Raw genomic sequence first — 21,158 nt, forward strand, 5'->3', positions numbered from 1 at the left:
CCTGCTTCATCCCCGCCCTCGCGCCGACGCAGGCACAGGGCTCCAATCTGCCGCACTTTTAGTCCGGCGCGGCCGAACAAATCAGCCGCTTCTGTGAGGGATTATTGCTCCGGCTTTTACAGTCTGGACTCCTCAAACCTCACCTCCTCAAGAGCGAAGCCCCTATGAAGATCGAGAACCTGCTGCCCTTTCATCACTAGAGCCTCGTTAGAGATCAGGCCTGACAACGCGATCGCCGAGTTAGTGGCTCGCAGATCGTCTAAGATTTTTGTTCCCCTCGCTTTCCTCGTCGCAATTCGATCGGCAACTATCGCCCTGCCAAGGCGCCCGCGAGTGCCGCCATAAAATTCGAGTTCACCAGGTCGACGAACTTGTCCCACCAATGAGCGATAATCGGAGAGAGCTGCTCGGCTATTTTAAAAATCCATTCCATCGATAATTCCTGAAAAACGGTATTGCTTTTTCGGAAGCCCGTACAAATAGGGTGGCTCCCCTTCGAAAATCGGGAGCAACCATGACACGAATTTCCTTTGTTTCGCGCGGCGCCAAAGTTCCATCCACAGCCCTCATTTCGCTTCACCCATAGTCGGTCAGCCCCTCATCATGACCGCCTACTACAACGAGAATGATCCCTATGCTGCGCAATGGCTCCGTAACCTCATCACCGCAGGACACATCGCGCCAGGAGACGTTGACGAACGAAGCATCGTCGATGTCCACGCCGACGACCTCCGCGGCTATACCCAATGCCACTTCTTCGCCGGCATCGGCGGATGGTCATTTGCACTCCGCCTCGCCGGATGGTCCGATGACCGACCTGTTTGGACGGGTAGTTGCCCCTGTCAGCCCTTCTCGGGTATCGGCAAGCACGGTAAGGCGTTCGATGACGAGCGCCATCTCTGGCCCGTCTGGCGCGACCTCATCAGCCACTTTCGTCCTGCAAACGTATTTGGAGAACAGGTTGCGGGCGGCGACGGACTTGAATGGCTCTCCAGAGTTCGCGCTGACTTGGAAGCATCAGGATATGCCGTCGGGGCGGCCAATCTTGCGGCTGGGCTCGTCGCCGCGCCCCACAAGCGTGAGCGGCTATGGTTTGCGGCCGTGGGCGACGCCGAAAGCATCAGATGGCGAGAAAGCTGGCAACCTGTCGCTCAAACGAAAGGCGGAAGGCAGACAGCCGGACAATCTCCCTGGGCAAATGAGAGCTCATTGGGGACGGACGGTAGACGACGGCGCGCCGTGCCCGGAACACCCGTGCTGGCTCATGGGATACCCGCGCGAATTTCTAAGTTGCGCGCCATCGGAAACGCTATCGTCCCGCAAGTCGCGGCGACGTTCATCGAAGCCACGATGATCTAATGAGAGGACGCAGTTATTGCGGTTGGATTTCGGGTTGTATTCCGATTGGAAATTATACAACGGCGCAAATTCAAATGGTTAGGAAGCCAGTAAATCGAAAGGTTAGGAAGTCAGTGTACAGAGGACGCCTTCCAACTCATTGATCTTGATATTTTTTGGTGCCTCAGGAGGGACTCGAACCCCCACACCCTTGCGAATAGCAGATTTTGAGTCTGCCGCGTCTACCGTTCCGCCACTGAGGCTTTTGCCGCCCGAAGCGGGCGAGAAGGGGCGATCTATACCGGCTAAGCCCCCTGCGTCAACGCGTGAGACGGGCTATTTCAGCGTATGAGTGACGCGCCCCGTTCCATGGTGATGCTCCACGACCTGGATTTCGTCGCCGACCTTGAGTCGGCGCGACTTATAGGCCAGCACGCGGATCAATGGCCCGTGATCGAGTTGAACGATCACGTTTTCCCCTTCGGCCTCGGCCACGCTCGATTTCGTGACCAGAGGCTCGATGTCGGTCACCTTGCCGGCGACGTCCTTGTTGTCGACCTTGGTGTCGAGCGTCTCATATCCGAATGCGAGCCCGATCGCCGCGACGATGCCAAGCCCGATCCCGAGGTATTTCGCACGATCGAGCCATATGGCCCGATCCAGTCGCCGCCGAACATCTTCGCGCACGGGTGTCTCCCTTAAATCGCGCCGCGTGTATCAGAGATAGCCATGCGATGTCATCCATTGCATGAGGGTGAATCTATGGTCGCATCACACGCGTGGCCACCGAGCCGCGCGGCATTCACGATGAAATGCGCGACCCACCCCCTCGGGACGGCAGCGATGCTGTAAAAATCAATATGAGAACAACAGACACCGGGATCATTAGAGTGCTTCCGGAAAAGTGGGAACCGGTTTTCCGATAAGAAGCACGATAAAACAAAGACCTAGAGCCGATCCGCGATTCAACGAAAAGCGGAAAGGCTCTAGCCCGGCCGTTCAGGCAGCCGCGCTGGCGTTCCGATCCACGAGTTGCACGATGTCCGCCATGATGTCGTTCAACTGGAAGTCCTTCGGCGTATAAACGGCCGCAACCCCGAACGCTTTCAGCGCCTTCTCGTCAGCTGGCGGGATGATGCCGCCGACGATCACCGGAACGTCGTCGAGGCCTTCCTTGCGCATCCGCTCCATCACGTCCTTGACCAGCGGCACGTGCGACCCGGAAAGGATCGACAATCCGACAACGTGAACAGCTTCATCGACAGCCGCGCGCACGATCTGCGCGGGCGTCAGTCGGATGCCTTCGTAAACGACTTCCATGCCGACATCGCGCGCCCTGACCGCGATCTGCTCGGCGCCGTTGGAATGCCCGTCGAGGCCCGGCTTGCCGACGAGAAACTTGATGCGGCGTCCGAGGCGGTCGGACACCTCGTTGACGGACTCACGGACAGTCGCAAGCTGCGCGCCCTCGCGCACGACAGCCGCTCGGGCGACCCCTGTCGGAGCCCGGTATTCGCCGAACACCTTGCGCAGCGTCGTGCCCCACTCGCCCGTCGTGACGCCGGCTTTCGCGGCGACGATGGACGACTCCATGATGTTGATGCCTTCCTTGGCCGCCCGCTCGACCTCTGCGAGGGCCGCCGCCACCGTCTTGGCGTCGCGGTTCGCTTTCCAGGCCTTGAGACGCCCGATCTGCTCAGCTTCAACGGCCGGATCGACGACCATGATCGCGTCCGTTCCGCCCGACAGTGGCGACGGCTCGGTTTCCTTGAACCTGTTGACGCCGACGACCGTCAATTCCCCGGTCTCGATCTGTGAAAGCCGGCCCGTGCCGCTTTCGACGAGCCGGCGCTTCATATAGTCGATGGCCGCCACGGCGCCGCCCATCTTGTCGATTGTCGCAAGTTCCGCCTTCGCTTCTTCCTTCAGCGCGGCGACCTTCTTCGCGATCTCGACGGAGCCGTCGAAAATATCGCCGTATTCCAGAAGATCCGTTTCGTACGCAACGATCTGCTGCATACGGAGCGACCATTGCTGATCCCACGGCCGTGGCAATCCCAGCGCTTCGTTCCAGGCGGGCAACTGAACCGCGCGCGCACGCGCGTTTTTCGACAGCGTGACCGCCAGCATTTCAAGCAGGATGCGATAGACGTTGTTCTCGGCCTGCGGCTCGGTGAGCCCGAGGGAGTTGACCTGCACGCCGTAGCGGAACCGCCGGTGCTTCGGGTCCTCGACGCCATAGCGATCGCGCGCGATCTCATCCCAAAGCTCGTTGAACGCACGCATCTTGCACATCTCGGTGATGAAGCGCATTCCCGCGTTCACGAAAAACGAAATGCGGCCGACCACGTTGCTGAATTCTTCCGCCGGAACCTCGCCCGACGCCTTGACGGTATCGAGCACGGCGATGGCCGTCGCCAGCGCATAAGCGAGTTCCTGGACTGGCGACGCACCCGCTTCCTGCAAGTGGTAGGAACAGACGTTCGTCGGATTCCACTTCGGCACGTTCCGCGTCGAGAAGACAATCGTGTCCTTGATGAGCCGGAGCGACGGCTGCGGCGGAAACACGTAGGTACCGCGCGACAAGTATTCCTTGATGATGTCGTTCTGAATCGTGCCGGTGAGCTTCAAGCGCGACGCGCCCGTCTGGTCCGCGACGGCGATATAGAGCGACAGCAGCCACGCCGCCGTCGCGTTGATCGTCATCGACGTATTCATCTGATCGAGCGGAATGCCGTCGAGCAGCGTCAGCATATCGCCGAAATGTGAGACGGGAACGCCGACCTTGCCGACTTCGCCGCGCGCCAGCTCATGGTCAGAATCGTACCCGGTCTGCGTCGGCAGGTCGAAAGCGATCGACAGGCCCGTCTGGCCCTTAGCCAGGTTTTTCTTATAAAGCTCATTAGACTTTGCCGCGGTCGAATGCCCGGCATAGGTCCGAAACAGCCAAGGCTTCTCGCGCTCGGCCTTGCCATCTTTTGCTTTGGCTGGACTTCCAGTCTTGGGTTCGGACATGCGAACGGCGTCTCTCGGCTCGGGGCAACAGTGGCCAGGATCAGGGAACGTAAAGTAATAGAATGTCGCGGAAAGGCAAAAACGGCAGTTCGCCGCGTTTCGCGACTTGATAGCGCCCGGTTCGTGCCAAAATCAAGCGATCGCTTTACCGGCTATCGCCGCGCCCGTGAACGGACCGCCACCGGCTCAATGCGCGCCCGTTTGGCCTGATGTTCGAGCAGCAAAGCCCACAGCCATTTGACGCTCACGATCAGGCTGAGCGCCGCGACTACCCCAACCGCGACGGTCGCGGCGACGTTGGTGTCCTGGTCGTGAGCAAGCCTGATCATCGCGGCCCGGAATCCGAGAGGAGCCAGAATGCCGCCGAGCATTAAAAACGGCACCGAAACAATGGCCAGCATCGGCGCATCGACGATTTCTCGGATGAACCAGAAAACTGCGGCCGCGAATGCGGCGGCGACACAGACGGTAAAAGCGTCGGTATCTCTGAGCTGCCACAACAGATCTTGCATGTCTGGGGTCATCCGGTCGGAAGGCGTGCGGCGAATGTGCGGGTGGCAAAAAGTATCAGGCCTTTGTACACGCTAGAAGCTAGACGTCCCCGGTTAAGGAGTTCTTGATCGTCGGTTAACGTCTGGTTTGAGCCCCCTTCATTGCAGCGCAAAAACGTGCTTCATACTGCGATCCCCTCTGCCGGACCGCAGGGGAAACGCGAAGAAGACGAGCCAGAATGGCCCTCAACGCGGGGAAAGTCGGGAGAAGCAATATCAATGGCGAGCCAAAACGTGGCAACGAAGAAAGAGGCGGCGGCCGCCGCCCACCCGCTGGAAGCAGGGGTCAAGAAAGATCTCTATGAGATCGGCGAAATCCCGCCTCTCGGGCACGTACCGAAGAACATGTACGCCTGGACCATCCGCAAGGAACGGGAAGGCGAACCCGACAAGGCCATGCAGGTCGAGGTCGTTCCGACGTGGCAGCTCGACAGCCACGACGTACTTGTTCTCGTTATGGCGGCGGGCGTGAATTACAACGGCGTCTGGGCTTCGCTCGGCAAGCCGATCTCGATGTTCGACGTTCACAAGCAGCCTTACCACATCGCAGGCTCCGATGCGTCCGGCATCGTTTGGGCTGTCGGCTCCAAGGTGAAGCGCTGGAAGGTCGGCGACGAGGTCGTCATCCATTGCAACCAAGATGACGGCGACGACGAAGAGTGCAACGGCGGCGATCCGATGTTTTCGCCGAGCCAGCGCATCTGGGGCTACGAAACGCCGGACGGATCGTTCGCGCAGTTCTGCCGCGTGCAGGACCGCCAGCTTCTCGAGCGTCCGAAGCATCTGACCTGGGAAGAAAGCGCCTGCTACACGCTGACTCTCGCAACCGCCTACCGCATGCTGTTCGGCCATCGCCCGCACGTGCTGAGGCCCGGCCATAACGTGCTCGTCTGGGGCGCATCCGGCGGTCTCGGCTCATTCGCCGTACAGCTCTGCGCAACCTCCGGCGCCAACGCCATCGGCATCGTGTCCGAAGACGACAAGCGCGATTACGTCCTGCAGCTCGGCGCCAAGGGTGCCATCAACCGCAAAGAATTCAATTGCTGGGGACAGCTCCCGAAAGTCGGCTCGCCAGAGTACGCCGAGTGGCTGAAGGAAATGCGCAAGTTCGGCAAAGCCATCTGGGACATCACCGGCAAGGGCGTGAACGTCGACTGCGTCTTCGAGCATCCCGGTGAATCGACGATCGCCGTCTCGGTGCAGGTCGTGAAGCGCGGCGGCATGGTCGTCATTTGCGCCGGCACCACCGGCTACAATCTGACGATGGATGCTCGCTATTTGTGGATGCACCAGAAGCGCGTCCAGGGTTCCCACTTCGCAAACCTTGCGCAGGCGTCGCAGGCCAACAAGCTTGTCGTCGAGCGCCGTATCGACCCCTGCATGTCGGAAGTTCTGTCGTGGGATCAGATTCCCAAGGCTCACATGCGCATGATGCGCAACGAGCACAAGCCGGGCAACATGGCCGTGCTCGTCTCGGCTCCGACGACGGGACTGCGCACGCTCGAGGATGTCATCGAGGCCGGCCCGCAGCAGCGCTGATGCGTCCGCGCCAGGGTTAACTGCTTGCTCTATCCCCTCCCCGCGACGGGAGGGGATAGAAGCTATCTGCTCAGCTTGGCGAACCGCCGCCGAACGCCGCGCGCTCCGCCGCTTCGCGCCGCATCCGCTTCATCTCGCTGACGCCGCGATTGAATTCTGCACCAAGCAAAATCGTGATCGCGGTGAACTGGAAGAAGATCAGCGCGATCATCAGCTGCGAAAGGCCTGCGTAAAATAACGAGTAGTTCGTGATCGCGAGATAGCGCGACCACAGCCCCGCCAGCGCCAGCCAGAGAACGATCGACAGCAGCACGCCAGGCCAGACATCGGCCAGCCGACGCCGTCCCGCCGCCAGCCATAAATGCAGCGCGCATAACTGCGCCGCAATCACCGCGCCGGCCAAGCCGTATCGCACACCCGGCCCTAAACCCGTCGAATCAAAGAGTCGTTTGATCCATTCCGATTCGAACTGCGACGCGATCGCCGGACCGACGACGCTCGGGCCGACGACGACCGCCCACGTCAGCACCAGCGTCGAAATCGCGGTGACGAAAACGAACAGCATGCTGATCAGCAGACAAAGCGGATATGGCCGCTTTTCATGCACGCGATACGCTCCGTTGAGCGCTGCCCGCAACGTCTCGATCGCACTCGTCGCGAAGAAAAGCGCCAGAAATCCACTGGCCGTCAGAAGATCGATACGCCGCGATCCCATCACCGCCTCGATCTCCGGCGCGATCCCCTTGGCGACCGGCTCGGGCAGAATGGCGAAGAGCTGATTGATGGCATCCTGCGCCAGTTCGCGCCCGCCGAAAACGCCCGAAAGCGCACCGAGGAAGATGCAAAACGGGAAGATCGACACGACGAAGGAAAACGCGACCGCGCCGGCCATGGCGAAACCTGAATGCTCGTACAGCCTATAAATGGCCTCGAACAATCTGCGCGCGCGCTTCATCGGGTCTTCGGTCTCCTGTGGCTGCCGTTCGCCGCGGAACCTAGTTGCTGAGGTCCCTGAGGTCCATAATTCTGAAGCATCTCATCGGCTCGGGCTGCATTTCAGACACAGGTTTTTCTTACCCGGTCCGATCCGTTAACAGCCGAGCCCCTTAGCCCTGTCCCAACGCCCCACCCCCGCGAGCTCGAAACCGCCAAACTGCGTCCCAGCGCCGGTTGCGGCGGACGTCCAGTTGGCTTATTTCCGGCGGCTAGTAAACTGTTCATGGCGTGGCGAAAGAGCATCGAAGCTCTGGCCAGCGCGCCCAGCTATTTTCAGGAGAAATCCATGTCCGTCGCGCCCTTGAAGGCCGGAGCCACTATTCTTCAAGCCGGTCCCGAGAAACTCATCGAGCGCTGCGGCGAAGCCGTGACCGGAGCGGATCGTATCCTGCAAGCGGCGAAAGCCGGCGTCCGCATCAAGATTCAGGAAGCCGGCGGCATCGACAATGCGCAGCACACCGCGCACGGGCTCGCGTGGCTCGCGACGGCTGTCGAAGGCCTCCGCCAGATGCACGACTGGGCGAGCCGTCTGAACGGCGAGAGACGCTTTGGCGAATTCGAGCAGCTCCTGCTGATCGCTGCCTTCGCGGAATACGGCGCCCAGATCGCGAGCGGCATTCCGATGAGCCAGCTCGAGATCGCCCGCCCCGACGCGCTCGGTGTTCCGAAGGTCGATCTCCGCCGCTTCGAAGATTCAATCGCCGATCTCGTCGCCGAAGGCGGCTCGGAATCGGTGAAGGCCCGCCTCGGCGAATTGATCGCCGCGCAGCCTGAAGCCATGACGTTCGGCGACACGGGCCTTGATGAGACGCACGCGCAGATCCAGGATCTGATGCGCCGCTTCTGCCTCGATGAAGTCTATCCGCACGCGCACGAATGGCATTTGAAAAACGAATATATTCCGCTCGACGTCATTGCGAAGCTCGCGGAACTCGGCGTCTTCGGATTGTCGCTGCCGGAAGAATTCGGCGGCATGGCGCTCGGTAAGGAATCGATGTGCGTGGCCTCCGAAGAGCTGTCGCGCGGCTACATCGGAGTCGGCTCCCTCGGCACACGCGCCGAGATCGCAGGCGAGTTGATCCTGCACAACGGCACGCCGGAACAGAAAGAAAAATACCTTCCGAAGATCGCATCAGGCGAAGTGCTGCCGACGGCCGTCTTCACCGAACCGAACACCGGCTCCGACCTCGCCTCGTTGAAAACCCGCGCTGTGAAAGACGGCGACGTCTACAAGATCACGGGACAGAAAACCTGGATCACGCATCCTGTTCGCGCCGACATCATGACGGTGTTGACGCGCACCAACCCGAACGAGCCGGGCTACAAGGGCCTGTCGATGTTCCTCGCGGAAAAGCCGCGCGGCAGCGATGAGAACCCCTTCCCCGCCAACGGCATGACCGGCGGCGAGATCGAAGTTCTCGGCTACCGCGGCATGAAGGAATACGACATTTCCTTCGATAATTTCGAAGTTCCTGCGGCCAACCTTCTCGGCGGCGTCGAAGGCCAGGGCTTCAAACAGTTGATGAACACCTTTGAAGGCGCACGCATCCAAACAGCGGCCCGAGCCGTCGGCGTCGCGCAATGCGCGATGGACTTGGGTCTCAAATATGCGCTCGAACGCGCACAGTTCGGCAAACCAATCTACGCTTTCCCGCGCGTGCGCAACAAGGTCGTGATGATGGCGGTCGAGACGATGATCGCGCGCCAGCTCACCTACTTCTCGGCGCGCCAGAAAGACGCCGGGCGCCGCTGCGATCTCGAAGCGGGCATGGCGAAACTACTCGGAGCCCGCGTCGCGTGGGCCAACGCCGACAACGCGTTGCAGATCCACGGCGGCAACGGCTTCGCGCTCGAATATCCGGTCAGCCGCGTGCTCTGCGACGCGCGCATCCTGAACATCTTCGAAGGTGCGGCGGAAATTCAGGCGCAAGTCATCGCCCGCCGCCTGCTCGAAAACGCCAACTGATTGCGACGCACCTAACGAGGAGCCGCACACCATGAGACTGACAACGGCGTTCCTCATCGTGGGGCTGGCTCTTGCAGCCAGCATTCCTGCTCTTGCCGAGGACGACGAAAGTCCGCCGGCAGCGAGCTGGGCTGCGGTCGAGCTCAACGGCAATCCGGTCGATGGACCGACGCTCGACTACACGGCGGACAAAGCCTCGGGAACCGGCGGCTGCAATCGCTTCACCGGCCCGATCAGCATCGAGGACGACGCGATTCAGATCGGCCCGCTCGCCTCGACGAAGATGCTGTGCGAAGGCAAATCTGAAATCGAATCGCAGTACTTCGCGGCCCTCGAAGCCGCGCGCTCGTTCGCGATCGACCGCGACATGCTGATCGTCAAGGACGACGGCGGCAAAGTGATTCTGAAATTCAAGAAGTGACGGCCTGCGCAAAGCCCGCCGATCGTCGCAAATTTTTACGCCTTTGCACCGGCACCCATGAGCCTATACACGAGGACACACGCCGTTCTCGATTTACGATCTAGCCGGGCTTTCATGGCACGTTCAATTCTCATCACCGGATGCTCGTCCGGTATCGGCCTCGACGCCGCCCGAACAATGAAACAGCGCGGCTGGCGCGTGATCGCGACGGCCAGGAAGGCGGAAGACCTCGCCCGCCTCAAGAATTACGAAGGCGTCGAAGCGCTGCGGCTCGAACTGGCCGATCCGCAATCGATCGCGACCTGCGCCATTCGCGCGCTTGAACTCACGCACGGGCATCTCGATGCGCTGTTCAACAACGCGGCATTCGGACAACCGGGTGCCGTCGAGGATCTTACCCCAGCGCTGCTGCGCGAACAGCTCGAAGTCAATCTCGTCGGCACGCACGATCTGACCCGGCGGCTCATTCCATCGATGCGCAAGAACGGCAGCGGACGGATCGTCAATTGCTCTTCGGTTTTGGGAATGGTCGTCGCGCCCTATCGCGGCGCCTATTGCGCCTCGAAGTTCGCACTTGAGGCACTGACGACATCGCTACGGCTCGAACTCGAAGGTTCCGGCATCCAGGTGTCTTTGATTGAACCGGGACCGATCCGCTCCCGTTTCGTCGAGCACTCCGTGGCGCGTCTGCTCGCAACGATCGATATCGAAAATTCTCCGCACCGCGACGTCTATCAAACCCGTCTCGAACAGATGAAGGCCGGCGGCCAGATGTCGTTCAAGCTCGAACCCGAAGCCGTCACGAAGCGCCTGATCCATGCGCTCGACAGCAACCGGCCGAAATCGCATTATTACGTGACGACGCCGACGCTGATGGCCGCCGTCATGCGCCGCCTGTTGCCTCAGTTCGGCATCGATTATTTCGCGCGACGCTTTTGAACTGCAAGCGAACCCGCCAATTTCGCGCGCCAGATGCCGAGCTTTTCCTCCAGCGACTTTGTGTAAAGCGGGCTCGACGACGGCAAGTCGATCGTCGTGAAGCCCTGCTCCGACACATGTCCTGGCTTCACGACATGGCGGCGAAATAAATCGCGCGCCTTCTGACCATTGAAAGCAATCGTCCGGATGTTCGGATAGTCCGCCAGAAATGCCGCGAATGGATTGACCGTCGCATTCCGGATGGCGGCATCCGAGCTTCCGATCCGTTCGGCGCTTTCGAGCACATCCCAAAGCGCGCAGCCATGCTGTTTCAAGAGACGGACACGTCCGGCATAGTCCGCAGGCACGGCCTCACCAAAAATCGCGGCGATCAGCGGCCAGAAATGATTTCGCGGATGCCCGTAGTATTGCTGCAGCCGCAGCGATTCCTCTCCCGGCAACGTGCCGAGAATGAGCAGCTGCGCTTCCGGCGTGACGATCGGCGGAAAGCTGAATTTGGCCATCGCTCCCGGCATAACGCATCACGCCCGATGATAGGGGTGCCCAGAAAGAATAGTCGCGGCGCGATAAATCTGCTCGAGCAGAACGACACGCGCCAGCCCGTGCGGAAGCGTCAGCGAGCCCAGCGACAACGTCAGTCCTGACGACTTCAACACTTGCGCGCCGTGCCCATCCGGCCCGCCGATCAGGAATGCGCATGTCTTGACCGCGCCGTCGCGCTTTTCGCCGAGCATTCGCGCGAACGCTTCGCTGGTGATGGATTTGCCTGCGGGATCGAGCGCGACGATAAACGAATCGGCCGTCAGATCCTTCATCAGCCGCGCGGCTTCATCTTGCTTGCGCTCGTCGGCGCTCGGCTGCCGGCTTTCGTTCAGCTCGCGAATGTCGAGGGGACCCAATCCGATCGACCGGCCCGCGCCGTTGAAGCGCTTCACATAGCGATCCGAGATCGCACGCTCCTCGGCGTCTTTCAGCTTGCCGACAGCGAGGAGCGAGATGCGCATAAGAACCGCCCACGGTCGCGAAGCGGACCGCGTAGAACAAAGAAATCAATGCTCGCCGCGACGTCAGTGCTGCGAGGTGTCGCCGCGCGAGGCATCGGCGGGAATATCCGCCTGCCACATCTTTTCGAGGTTATAGAACTCGCGCACCTCGGGCCGGAAGACGTGGACGATGATATCGCCCGTGTCGATCAGCACCCAATCGCAGGCGTTCAATCCCTCGACTCGGACGCGAGCCTCACCGCGCGCTTTCAGCTTTTCGCGCAGCTGCTCGGCGATGGCCCCAACATGCCGGTCGTTACGGCCGGACGCGACGACCATGAAGTCGCCAAGCGCGGACTTGCCTTTGAGAGGGATGGAAACGATGGCCTCGGCTTTCGCGTCGTCAAGCCAATGGACGACGTCTTCGAGGAGAGCGGCCGAATCCGGCGCCTTGGCGGCGGACTGGGCGAGAGAGCTGCCCTTGCGGGCGGCCTCGGCTGTGGTTCGGATCAAGCGGTAAGCATCCTTTGCTGATTGGTCCCGCAAGTCAGACGGCCCGGCCGATTCCGGGCTGCCCACATACTAAACGGCGTCGCCACATCCGGCAAATGAAATCCGGATGCCGACTGTCGCGGAAACGTCATAATTTTCAATGACCTAGCCAGCGTCCACCATTGCCGGAGTTGCTGCATTGCGCAACGTGGTTGACGAAAGGTCTGAAAGACGGATTGTCAACAGAACCCAGGCAGGCGGCTTTCGATCCGCCAGCGAGCGTGCTTCCGATTCAGGAAGCCGCCAGCGCGAAAGGGCAAGCGCAGCCGGAGACGAAAGCCCGCGCAATCGCCAACCGGGCCGGTCCACGACCGCGATCGGCATGAGATCAGCGATGCTCCGCCAATGCTGCCAGCGGTCGAAAAAGGCGAGATTATCGGCGCCCATGACCCAGACGAACCTGACGCCCGGATGGCGCCGCTTCAGAAACGCCAGCGTCGCCGCCGTGAAGCTCGTGCCGAGTTCGCGCTCGAAGCTCGTCACCTTCATTCTTGGACCGACCGCGAACTGCCGGACCAGGCGCAGGCGACCATTCACCTCCGACAGACCATCGCGCGACTTGAGCGGGTTGCCCGGTGTGATCAGCCACCAGAGCTGATCGAGCCCCAGGCGCTTCATCGCAGCTTCGGCGGCAATGCGATGCCCGGCGTGCGGCGGATTGAACGAACCGCCCATGATGCCGATCCGTTGACCGGGGAGGCAAATGGGCGGATGGACGCGAAGCGACCCAAAACTTTGCTGCGGAATCTTTCGCGTCAAATCAGACGTGCCTCATCCGTCGCGTTCACTTCGGCCGCGTCTGGCCGGTGCCTCGCACCTTGTACTTGAAGCTCGTCAGCTGCTCGACGCCGACCGGCCCGCGCGCGTGCATCTTGCCCGTTGCAATGCCGATCTCGCCGCCGAAGCCGAACTCGCCGCCGTCGGCGAACTGCGTCGACGCGTTGACCAGAACGATCGCAGAGTCGACGCGGTTCAAGAACCGCTCGGCCGTTGCCTCGCATTCCGTGATGATCGCATCGGTGTGCTGCGAACCGTAGCGCGCGATGTGCTCGATGGCGCCGTCGACGCCGTCGACCAACTTCACCGCTATCACGGCATCGAGGAACTCCTTGCCGTAATCGTCGGGCTGAGCCGCCTTGACGCGCGGATCGACCTTTTGCGTGGCTTCGTCACCGCGAACTTCGCAACCGTCTTCGAGCAGGGCTTTGACAAGCGGCGTCAACAAATCAGTCCGCGCATTCTTGTCGACGAGCAGGCACTCGGTCGCGCCGCAAATGCCCGTGCGCCGCATCTTGGCGTTGACGACCAGCGGCACGGCGATCTTCATGTCCGCGCCCTGATCGACGTAAGTATGACAGATGCCTTCGAGATGCGCGAAGACCGGAACGCGGGCTTCGTCCTGAACGCGCTCGACAAGCCCGTTCCCGCCGCGCGGCACGATGACGTCGATCGAACCGTCCAAGCCGCGCAGCATGGCGCCCACGGCTTCGCGGTCCGTCGTCGGAACGAGCTGGATCGCGGCTTCCGGCAGGCCAGCCGCGCGCAGCCCCTCGACGAGGCAGGCGTGAATTGCAACACTTGAATGATGGCTTTCCGAGCCGCCGCGCAGGATCGCCGCGTTCCCGGCCTTGAGCGCCAGCGCCCCGGCGTCCGCGGTCACGTTAGGACGGCTTTCGTAGATGATGCCGATGGTTCCGAGCGGCACGCGCACGCGCTGGAATTTGAGGCCGTTGGGCCGCGTCCACTCCGCAAGCACCGTTCCGACCGGATCGGGCAGCGTCGCGATTTCTTCGAGGCCGACAGCAATACCGTTGATGCGCGTCTCGTCGAGCAGCAGCCGATCGACGAAGGCATCCGGCCGGCCCGCGGCGTTCGCGGCATCGATGTCTTGCGCGTTGGCGGCGAGAATTTTGGGTGTCGCTGCGCGCAAGGCTTTTGCCGCCGCGAGCAGCGCCGCGTTCTTTTCTTCCGGCGTCGCGATCGCAAGCCTGCGGCTCGCAGCCTTCGCGGCTTGGCCAATGCCGCGCATCAGCTCGGCTGTCTCGTTCTCGATGCGCTCCGGCTTGTTCATACCTATGTCCTCGTCAGCGCCATGTCGTCCCGGTGGATCAGCGTCGCGCGCCCCTTGAACCCGAGGATCGCGGCGATCTCGCCCGAACGCTTGCCTATAATACGTCGCGCATCGTCCGCCGCATAGGCGACAAGGCCTCGTCCGAGTTCCCGGCCGTCGGCCGACCTTATCGTAACGGCATCACCGCGATCGAAAGCGCCGTCGATGCGGGTGACGCCCGCCGGCAGCAAACTCTTCCCCGACATCAGGGCTTTCTCGGCGCCCGCATCAAGGTAAACGTGTCCGCTCGGCTCGAGCTGACCGGAAATCCATCGCTTTCTTGCCGTCACCGGGTCGGACTTGGCAACGAACCACGTGACGCGCGCGCCGCCCGAAATGGCCTTCAGCGGATTGAGAACCTTGCCCGTCGTGATGACCATGTCGGTTCCGGCCGAGAGCGCGATCTTGCCCGCCTCGATCTTCGTCTTCATGCCGCCTTTGGAAAGCTCCGTACCAGCGTCACCGGCCATAGCCTCGATTTCGGGCGTGATCTCGGTGACGAGCGGGATGTGCTTGGCGTTCTGATCTTCACCCGGAGGCGCCGTGTAAAGGCCGTCGACGTCGGAGAGCAGCACGAGACAATCCGCCGAAACCATCGACGCGACGCGCGCCGACAGCCTGTCGTTATCGCCGTAGCGAATTTCCGCCGTCGCAACCGTATCGTTCTCGTTGACGACTGGGATGGCTTTCAGAGCCAGCAGCACTTCGATCGTGTTGCGCGCATTCAGATAGCGTCGCCGTTCTTCCGTATCGCCAAGCGTCAAAAGAATCTGTGCCGCCGTCAGACCGCGCGCCGCCGCGAGCTCCTGATACGCATGTGCGAGGCTGATCTGGCCGACGGACGCCGCAGCCTGGCTCTGCTCGAGTTCAAGCGGCCCTTTCGGCAACTTCAACGCATGCCGCCCGAGCGCAATCGAGCCCGACGAGACGAGCACGATGTCCTTACCTGCCCGCGCAAGCTCGGCGACATCGTCCATGAACGAATTGAGCCAGTCCGATTTGATCCGCCCGGTCTTTTGATCCGTCAGCAGCGCGGAACCGATTTTCACGACGATGCGCCGCGCCTTCGCCCATTCAGGGCGCGCGGTAGCGATCGTAGCGGCGGACTGCGGAGCGCGGATCATGCCAATCCCGGATTGAAAGTCGAACCCGATGCGCGAAGCACCGGACCGTCGCGTGCTTATCTGTAAATGCGCGCATTCGGGCAAGAGGCCGATGCCGCATATCAGCCCGCCACGTCAATTTTTACCTAATTCGGTGCCTCGGGTCCGCTTACGGCACAACGGCAAAGAACAGAAACGTGCCGAAAATGACCAGATGCAGGAAGCCGAAAAGCACGTTCGTCCGGCCCGTGCCGAACGTCAGGATGCTGGCCCCGAGCGTCATCACGACGAGCGCCATGTCGCGCGAATCTAATCCCAAAATAAGCGGCTTCTGCAGAATGATGTTGGCCGCCGCGATCGCAGGGATCGTCAGCCCGATAGTCGCCAGCGACGAGCCGAGCGCCAAGTTGATGCTTTTCTGCAGATTGTCACGGCTCGCCGCACGGATCGCGGCGATCGACTCCGGCAACAGCACGATGAACGCGATGACCACGCCGCTGAACGCCGCTGGCGCGCCAACCGCCGAAACGGCCGCGTTCACCTCGATCGCGAAAAGTTTGGCAAGCACAACCACGGCAACGAGCGCGACACAGAGAAAAAGGATCGAGCGAATAAGCTTACCGCCCGTCTCCGCATTGGGATCGGGTGGTTCGTAGTCGCCGGAAAAATAATCGCGGTGTCGCACGGTCTGTGTGAAGACGAAAACAGCGTAGAGCGCCATGATGGCGATGCTCATGAACGCCAGCTGACTGGTCGAATAGAGGCGGTCCGGGGCGGAGCTGGTGTAATTCGGCAAAATGATCGAGAGCGTCGTCAGCACGAGCAGCATGGCGAGATAAATCTTAGCCGACGTCACGTCGAACGTCTGCTCACGATAGCGGATGCCGCCGACGAGAAGGCAAGCTCCGACAAGCCCAGTCGTGATGATCATGACGACGGAAAACACAGTATCGCGCACCAGCGTCGGCGCCGCCTTGCCGGTCAGCATGAGCGATACGATGAGGGCAAGTTCGATCACCGTCACCGCCATCGTCAAAACGAGAGTGCCGATGGGCTCGCCGGTCAGGTGTGCGACTTCTTCGGCGTGATAGACCGCCGCGAAGACGGCCCCCATCAAAAGCGGGACCAGTACGATCGCGATGGCGATCCCAAGCGGATCTGAAGCGAAATCTTCGCCAAAACCGGCCCACGTCGCGAATACGAAAAGCGCCACTCCGGCAAGCGGCAGAGTCCAGGACCAGATCGGCGTTCGCGTCGAGTGGACCATTGCAACTCTTTTTTATGAGGATGGAAGGCGGATGAACAATTGTGCGCGACTTGCAAGCATCTCGCAAGGCAAAGCGCAAAAGTTCTTCAGGGCTGCCACGGCCCGCTTGCGTCGCGATCCTGGTCATCCTCAGCCACATCCCCGCGCGAAATCTCGCGCGTCAAGGCAAACAGCGCTTCCTTGATTCCAGCGCCCGATACGGCCGACAGCAGCAGAGGCGTTTTGCGTGCCGCCTTCTTCAACGCCTCGCGTCGTTCCGCGAGCGTCTCCTCGTCAAGCGCATCGATCTTCGAAAGCGCGACGATTTCTTTCTTCTTCTCGAGAGCTCCGCCATAGGCCTTGAGCTCACGGCGCACCGTCTTGTAATCGGCCGCCACGTCCACCGAGGTTGCATCGACGAGATGAATAAGAACGCGGCAGCGCTCGATGTGACCGAGAAAGCGGTCGCCGAGCCCAGCGCCTTCGCTCGCGCCTTCGATCAAGCCCGGAATGTCGGCGAGCACGAAATCGACATCACCGGCGCGCACCACGCCGAGGTTCGGATGAAGCGTCGTGAACGGATAATCGGCGATCTTCGGCTTCGCGGCGCTGACGGTTGCGAGAAACGTGGATTTTCCGGCGTTCGGCAAACCGACGAGGGCCGCGTCTGCAATCAGCTTGAGTCTCAGCCAGATCGTCAGTTCCTCGCTCGGCTGTCCGGGATTGGCATGACGCGGCGCCTGGTTGGTCGAGCTTTTGAAATGAGCGTTGCCAAATCCGCCGTTGCCGCCCTTGGCAAGGCGCACGCGCGCGCCGGGCTCCGTCAGATCAGCAAGCAGCGTCTCGCCGTCTTCCGCGAACACCTGCGTCCCAGGAGGCACCTTGACGATGCAGTCGCGGCCGTTCGGACCCGCTCTGTTTTGCCCCATGCCGGGCGTGCCGCTCTGTGCCGCAAAATGCTGCTGATACCGATAGTCGATGAGCGTGTTGAGGTTCTGCACGCACTCGACCCAGACATCGCCGCCGTTACCGCCGTCGCCACCGTTCGGCCCGCCGAACTCGATGAATTTCTCGCGCCGGAATCCGACGCAGCCGTTGCCGCCCGCACCAGACTTTATGTAGATTTTCGCTTGATCCAGAAACTTCATGACGCCAGTGCTCGAATGGCCATTGTCCACGGCCTACGCAGTTCATAGCTCAGCGCCGGAAGCTCGCATTGGCGAGCTTCGCACCAGCCGGTCGAATCTCCGATATATTTGAAGCCGAGCTTCTGGATGACGCGCGCCGACGCGGGATTGCCGGCCAGATGCCTGCAAACGAAACGCCTGACGCCTGCCTTGGTGAACCCATAAGCCATCACGGCGCTCGCCGCTTCGGTCGCATACCCGTGTCCCCAATAAGGCTTGCCGATCCAATAGCCAAGCTCGGCGTCACCCTTGACATCCATCGTGAAGCCGCAAATGCCGATGAATTCAGCTGCGCATTCGATACCAAAAACCTGCTCGCCGTCTTCTACGCCGCTTATCCAGTGATGCGCCGCGTCCGCCGAGTAGGGATAGGGAATGCGACCCGTCATGCTCGCAACGTCCCAATCGCCAGCCAGATCGGCGATCCGGGCAGCGTCACTGTCGACAACGGCTCTGAGGCGAAGGCGGTGGGTCTGCATGCCTGATAACTAAACGAACGTGTGTGGCGAAAAGGGATATGAGACCGCCGCCAAAAAAGCAAAAGGGGACGGCAGCGCCATCCCCGAATTCTCGCCAGACCGGTGTCTCGGCTTATTCGGCTGCGACCGCCTTCGCAGGCTTGACCGAGATATAGATGCGGCCATTGCGCTTGGTATCGAACTCAACCGTTCCCTCTTCGACTGCGAAGATCGTGTGGTCGGTGCCCATGCCGACACCCGAACCCGGATGCCACTGCGTGCCGCGCTGGCGGCACAGGATGTTGCCGGGAATGACGTACTCGCCGCCGTAGCGTTTGATGCCGAGGCGTTTGCTTTCGGAATCGCGGCCGTTACGTGTCGAGCCGCCTGCTTTTTTCTGTGCCATTTCAGAATCCTCGAATGAAGCGGCGGCTCGTTAAGCGCCGGTGATATCGGTAATACGCACGATCGAAAGGTCCTGACGGTGCCCTTTCTTGCGGCGTGAATTTTTGCGGCGGCGCTTTTTGAATGCGATGAGCTTCGGCCCGCGCGACTGCTCGACAAGCTCAGCAACGACCTTCGCGCCTGAAATGATCGGCGCACCGATCTTAACGTCGGCTCCGGAGCCAACCATTAGCACTTGGTCGAACTCGACCGTGGCACCGGCATCGCCAGCAACCCGCTCAATCGTGACGACATCGTCCTTGGAGACGCGGTATTGCTTGCCGCCGGTCTTGATGACAGCGTACATGGTCAATCCTTCCGGCCTTATTGGCCTGTTTCCGCGCCCTGTGGCGCCATCGAAAACGATGGACTTTCAAAAGGATGCTGGAAATTTCCAGCAAGAGCCTCGGGCAGCGCATTGAAGGCGGGGATTTTATCCCGCCTGCGAGTGGCGGTTTATTGTCGAAGTGAGGCACCTTGTCAATTGCCATGCGGCGTTTCGCTTTTGATGGCTTTAGCCCTCTGCCTGCTCGCAAAAGCGCCATTCAGTAACCATCTTCCCTGCCGATAGGCGAAACCGGCGGAACGTCGGACCAGCGTAACACGATCGGAGCCAGGACATCACGATGCGGGTTCAGCTTGGAGACGATGCACCTGCAATCCAGGCGCGCGAACCGCACCTGAACGAAATCCCCATCATCGAAACCGGCCGCAATTTCGCGCTGGAAACACTGCACGCATACAAAGACCGCACGCATGCCCTGCTCGACGCCGCGTCGCGCCGTTATCCGCGCAGCACGCTCGCGGCCCTCGACAAAGTATCCCGTGCCTGGCTCGCGCGCTGGAACAACCGGCATCTTCCCGAAATCGACGAAATCGCACGTATCCTCGGCCGTCCCGGCGCCTACTTTTTCTCCGTCAATTACGAGTGGGCCTGCACCTGCCGCGCGGCGCCGTCGCCCGATGGCCGGTCTGCCCGCCTGGTCCGGGTTCTCGACTGGAAAGCGCCGGGGCTCGGCGCCAATCTCATTTGTGCGAAAGTCTCTGGCGTCGATGCGGGACCGTTCTCGCTGCTGACATGGCCTGGATACACAGGCGTCCTGCAGGTGATGGCTCCGGGACGTTTTTCAGCCGCGATCAATCAGCCGCCGATGCGCAAGGCGACCGGGCTCTTCTATCTCGACTGGGCCGCGAACCGCCGCCGCGTCTGGCATATGCCCCACCCGACACCCGCGCATCTGCTGCGTAAGGTTGCGGAGGAAGCCAAGGATTTCGCTGAAGCCCGGCGCATGCTGATCGAGCAGCCGATCTCGACGCCTGCGATCTTCACGCTTGCGGGTCTGGACACCGCAGAAACAGCGGTCATAGAACGCACGGAACAAGAGGCTCGCACCAGGGATGGGGCTCAGGTCGCCGCCAATCACTGGGAGACGCCGGATTGGCATGGGCATGCGCGCGGCGATCAAAGCAGCGACCGCGCCTGCATTATGCGAGACGTCGAAACATCCTTCGACACAGAATTCCGGTGGCTCACGCCGCCAATTTTAAACGATAACACGCGCCTCGCACTGGTTGCCGATGCCAAGGAAGGCCGCATGATTGCGCGCGGCTACGAGAAGACCGGCCCCGCGACGACAACGCTCGATATGACGTGGCATCCGTCGGCCTGACCCGCTTGCGCAACGCGCAAAGCACAGCTACAAGCCGCACCTTGCCGTCAGGCGCCACGGCTTCCGGAGAGGTGGCAGAGTGGTCGATCGCGCCGCACTCGAAATGCGGAGTACTCGCAAGGGTACCGGGGGTTCGAATCCCTCCCTCTCCGCCATTTTACATTTGCCGTCCCCAACCGCCCGCAAAGCCTTGAACGGTAAGGTGGTTTGCGGGGTTCTAAATCCTCCATTCCGGCAGTAGGCCAAGCGGTCTGCGAAGGTCAATTTCAGCACCAGCCGCTTGTCGTCTAGGCGGTCAGAAACCCACAGTTCATGCGGGTTTTCGAGGAAGCGGAAAGCGAGTTCAAACTGTTGGCTACAGCCTCGCTTCGGAAAGGCGTTTGCTTGCAGCTTTTCGATGATGACGAGCTTCTCTCTTTCAAGACTGGCGATGCGCCGTTCATAGGCCGCGATGACGGTGGCTGTGGATGTCCCCACGATGCGGTCAAGCATCTGTTCGATCTGCTGCTCGGTCTTGCGGAGGTCATCGCGAAGGGCCTTGGCTATCTCCTCAGCTCTGCTGCCGCGCTCATCCCAAGCTTTGAAGAACAGGTCTTTGAACAGGCCAGCGGTTTGCGCTGAGGGGCGCAGGCGTTCCAGC

General features: G+C 61.1%; 22 protein-coding genes and 2 tRNA genes. 8 read left to right on the forward strand and 16 right to left on the reverse strand.

Annotated elements, in window-relative coordinates; genetic code table 11:
* Positions 1-603 precede the first annotated feature (603 nt).
* Positions 604-1,359 carry a DNA cytosine methyltransferase gene (locus WC026_RS14770; protein WP_372711774.1) on the forward strand — a complete coding sequence of 252 codons (756 nt, stop codon included), beginning with the start codon at positions 604-606 and terminating at the stop codon, positions 1,357-1,359.
* Between the two features lie 156 nt (positions 1,360-1,515).
* Here WC026_RS14770 and WC026_RS14775 read toward each other — a convergent pair.
* From WC026_RS14775 to WC026_RS14790, 4 genes are all read right to left on the reverse strand, one after another.
* A tRNA-Leu gene (locus WC026_RS14775) sits at positions 1,516-1,601 on the reverse strand.
* Between the two features lie 73 nt (positions 1,602-1,674).
* The gene (locus WC026_RS14780) at positions 1,675-2,025 is read right to left on the reverse strand and encodes a hypothetical protein (RefSeq protein WP_372711775.1); all 351 of its coding nucleotides are present in this window, start codon (positions 2,023-2,025) and stop codon (positions 1,675-1,677) included.
* A gap of 312 nt (positions 2,026-2,337) precedes the next feature.
* Positions 2,338-4,353 (reverse strand): methylmalonyl-CoA mutase family protein, encoded by a 2,016-nt coding sequence (locus WC026_RS14785; protein ID WP_372711776.1) that lies wholly within the window; start codon positions 4,351-4,353, stop codon positions 2,338-2,340.
* A gap of 152 nt (positions 4,354-4,505) precedes the next feature.
* Positions 4,506-4,865, reverse strand: coding sequence for a hypothetical protein (locus WC026_RS14790; protein WP_372711777.1), 360 nt, complete (start codon positions 4,863-4,865; stop codon positions 4,506-4,508).
* A gap of 258 nt (positions 4,866-5,123) precedes the next feature.
* Between WC026_RS14790 and ccrA the strand changes: the two genes are divergently transcribed.
* A complete protein-coding gene (gene ccrA, locus WC026_RS14795) occupies positions 5,124-6,443 on the forward strand; it encodes a crotonyl-CoA carboxylase/reductase (protein ID WP_372711778.1) in 1,320 nt (439 codons plus the stop codon).
* 70 nt (positions 6,444-6,513) lie between these two features.
* Here ccrA and WC026_RS14800 read toward each other — a convergent pair whose 3' ends face one another.
* Positions 6,514-7,398 carry a YihY/virulence factor BrkB family protein gene (locus WC026_RS14800; protein ID WP_372711779.1) on the reverse strand — a complete coding sequence of 295 codons (885 nt, stop codon included), beginning with the start codon at positions 7,396-7,398 and terminating at the stop codon, positions 6,514-6,516.
* 327 nt (positions 7,399-7,725) lie between these two features.
* Between WC026_RS14800 and WC026_RS14805 the strand changes: the two genes are divergently transcribed.
* From WC026_RS14805 to WC026_RS14815, 3 genes are all read left to right on the forward strand, one after another.
* Entirely contained in the window at positions 7,726-9,405 is a 1,680-nt protein-coding gene (locus WC026_RS14805; protein ID WP_372711780.1) for an acyl-CoA dehydrogenase family protein, read from the forward strand.
* Positions 9,406-9,436: 31 nt separating this feature from the next.
* Complete coding sequence (locus WC026_RS14810; RefSeq protein WP_372711781.1) at positions 9,437-9,826, forward strand: META domain-containing protein; 390 nt, start codon at positions 9,437-9,439, stop codon at positions 9,824-9,826.
* A 114-nt stretch (positions 9,827-9,940) separates the two neighbouring features.
* Positions 9,941-10,765: an SDR family NAD(P)-dependent oxidoreductase gene (locus WC026_RS14815; RefSeq protein WP_372711782.1), complete on the forward strand. Its 825-nt coding sequence runs from the start codon at positions 9,941-9,943 to the stop codon at positions 10,763-10,765.
* Here the strand turns inward: WC026_RS14815 and WC026_RS14820 are convergent.
* From WC026_RS14820 to rplU, 11 genes are all read right to left on the reverse strand, one after another.
* Complete coding sequence (locus WC026_RS14820; RefSeq protein ID WP_372711783.1) at positions 10,744-11,268, reverse strand: DNA-deoxyinosine glycosylase; 525 nt, start codon at positions 11,266-11,268, stop codon at positions 10,744-10,746. The two genes, WC026_RS14815 and WC026_RS14820, sit on opposite strands and share 22 nt — an antisense overlap.
* 18 nt (positions 11,269-11,286) lie before the next feature.
* Entirely contained in the window at positions 11,287-11,769 is a 483-nt protein-coding gene (gene rlmH / locus WC026_RS14825; protein ID WP_372711784.1) for a 23S rRNA (pseudouridine(1915)-N(3))-methyltransferase RlmH, read from the reverse strand.
* Positions 11,770-11,832: 63 nt separating this feature from the next.
* Positions 11,833-12,261 (reverse strand): ribosome silencing factor, encoded by a 429-nt coding sequence (gene rsfS / locus WC026_RS14830; protein WP_372711785.1) that lies wholly within the window; start codon positions 12,259-12,261, stop codon positions 11,833-11,835.
* A 144-nt stretch (positions 12,262-12,405) separates the two neighbouring features.
* On the reverse strand, positions 12,406-13,059 hold the full coding sequence (locus tag WC026_RS14835; RefSeq protein WP_372711786.1) for a nicotinate-nucleotide adenylyltransferase: 654 nt from the start codon (positions 13,057-13,059) through the stop codon (positions 12,406-12,408).
* A gap of 25 nt (positions 13,060-13,084) precedes the next feature.
* Positions 13,085-14,371, reverse strand: coding sequence for a glutamate-5-semialdehyde dehydrogenase (locus WC026_RS14840; RefSeq protein WP_372711787.1), 1,287 nt, complete (start codon positions 14,369-14,371; stop codon positions 13,085-13,087).
* A 2-nt stretch (positions 14,372-14,373) separates the two neighbouring features.
* The gene (gene proB, locus WC026_RS14845) at positions 14,374-15,534 is read right to left on the reverse strand and encodes a glutamate 5-kinase (RefSeq protein ID WP_372711788.1); all 1,161 of its coding nucleotides are present in this window, start codon (positions 15,532-15,534) and stop codon (positions 14,374-14,376) included.
* A gap of 148 nt (positions 15,535-15,682) precedes the next feature.
* Positions 15,683-16,780: a calcium:proton antiporter gene (locus WC026_RS14850; RefSeq protein WP_372711789.1), complete on the reverse strand. Its 1,098-nt coding sequence runs from the start codon at positions 16,778-16,780 to the stop codon at positions 15,683-15,685.
* Between the two features lie 86 nt (positions 16,781-16,866).
* On the reverse strand, positions 16,867-17,907 hold the full coding sequence (gene obgE / locus WC026_RS14855) for a GTPase ObgE (protein WP_372711790.1): 1,041 nt from the start codon (positions 17,905-17,907) through the stop codon (positions 16,867-16,869).
* Complete coding sequence (locus tag WC026_RS14860; protein WP_372711791.1) at positions 17,904-18,425, reverse strand: GNAT family N-acetyltransferase; 522 nt, start codon at positions 18,423-18,425, stop codon at positions 17,904-17,906. Before WC026_RS14860 ends, obgE begins: the two co-directional genes overlap by 4 nt.
* A 112-nt stretch (positions 18,426-18,537) precedes the next feature.
* A complete protein-coding gene (gene rpmA / locus WC026_RS14865; RefSeq protein ID WP_372711792.1) occupies positions 18,538-18,810 on the reverse strand; it encodes a 50S ribosomal protein L27 in 273 nt (90 codons plus the stop codon).
* Positions 18,811-18,840: 30 nt separating this feature from the next.
* Positions 18,841-19,155 carry a 50S ribosomal protein L21 gene (rplU, locus tag WC026_RS14870; protein ID WP_013214245.1) on the reverse strand — a complete coding sequence of 105 codons (315 nt, stop codon included), beginning with the start codon at positions 19,153-19,155 and terminating at the stop codon, positions 18,841-18,843.
* 319 nt (positions 19,156-19,474) lie between these two features.
* Between rplU and WC026_RS14875 the strand changes: the two genes are divergently transcribed.
* The 3 genes from WC026_RS14875 (at position 19,475) to WC026_RS14885 (ending at position 21,139) form a co-directional block, all read left to right on the forward strand.
* On the forward strand, positions 19,475-20,518 hold the full coding sequence (locus WC026_RS14875; RefSeq protein WP_372711793.1) for a hypothetical protein: 1,044 nt from the start codon (positions 19,475-19,477) through the stop codon (positions 20,516-20,518).
* 65 nt (positions 20,519-20,583) lie between these two features.
* Positions 20,584-20,673 (forward strand) — tRNA-Ser (locus WC026_RS14880).
* Between the two features lie 157 nt (positions 20,674-20,830).
* The gene (locus WC026_RS14885; protein WP_372711794.1) at positions 20,831-21,139 is read left to right on the forward strand and encodes a hypothetical protein; all 309 of its coding nucleotides are present in this window, start codon (positions 20,831-20,833) and stop codon (positions 21,137-21,139) included.
* The last annotated feature ends 19 nt before the right edge of the window (positions 21,140-21,158 follow it).

It is taken from the genome of Hyphomicrobium sp. (assembly GCF_041674905.1).
Taxonomy (GTDB): Bacteria; Pseudomonadota; Alphaproteobacteria; order Rhizobiales; family Hyphomicrobiaceae; genus Hyphomicrobium_B.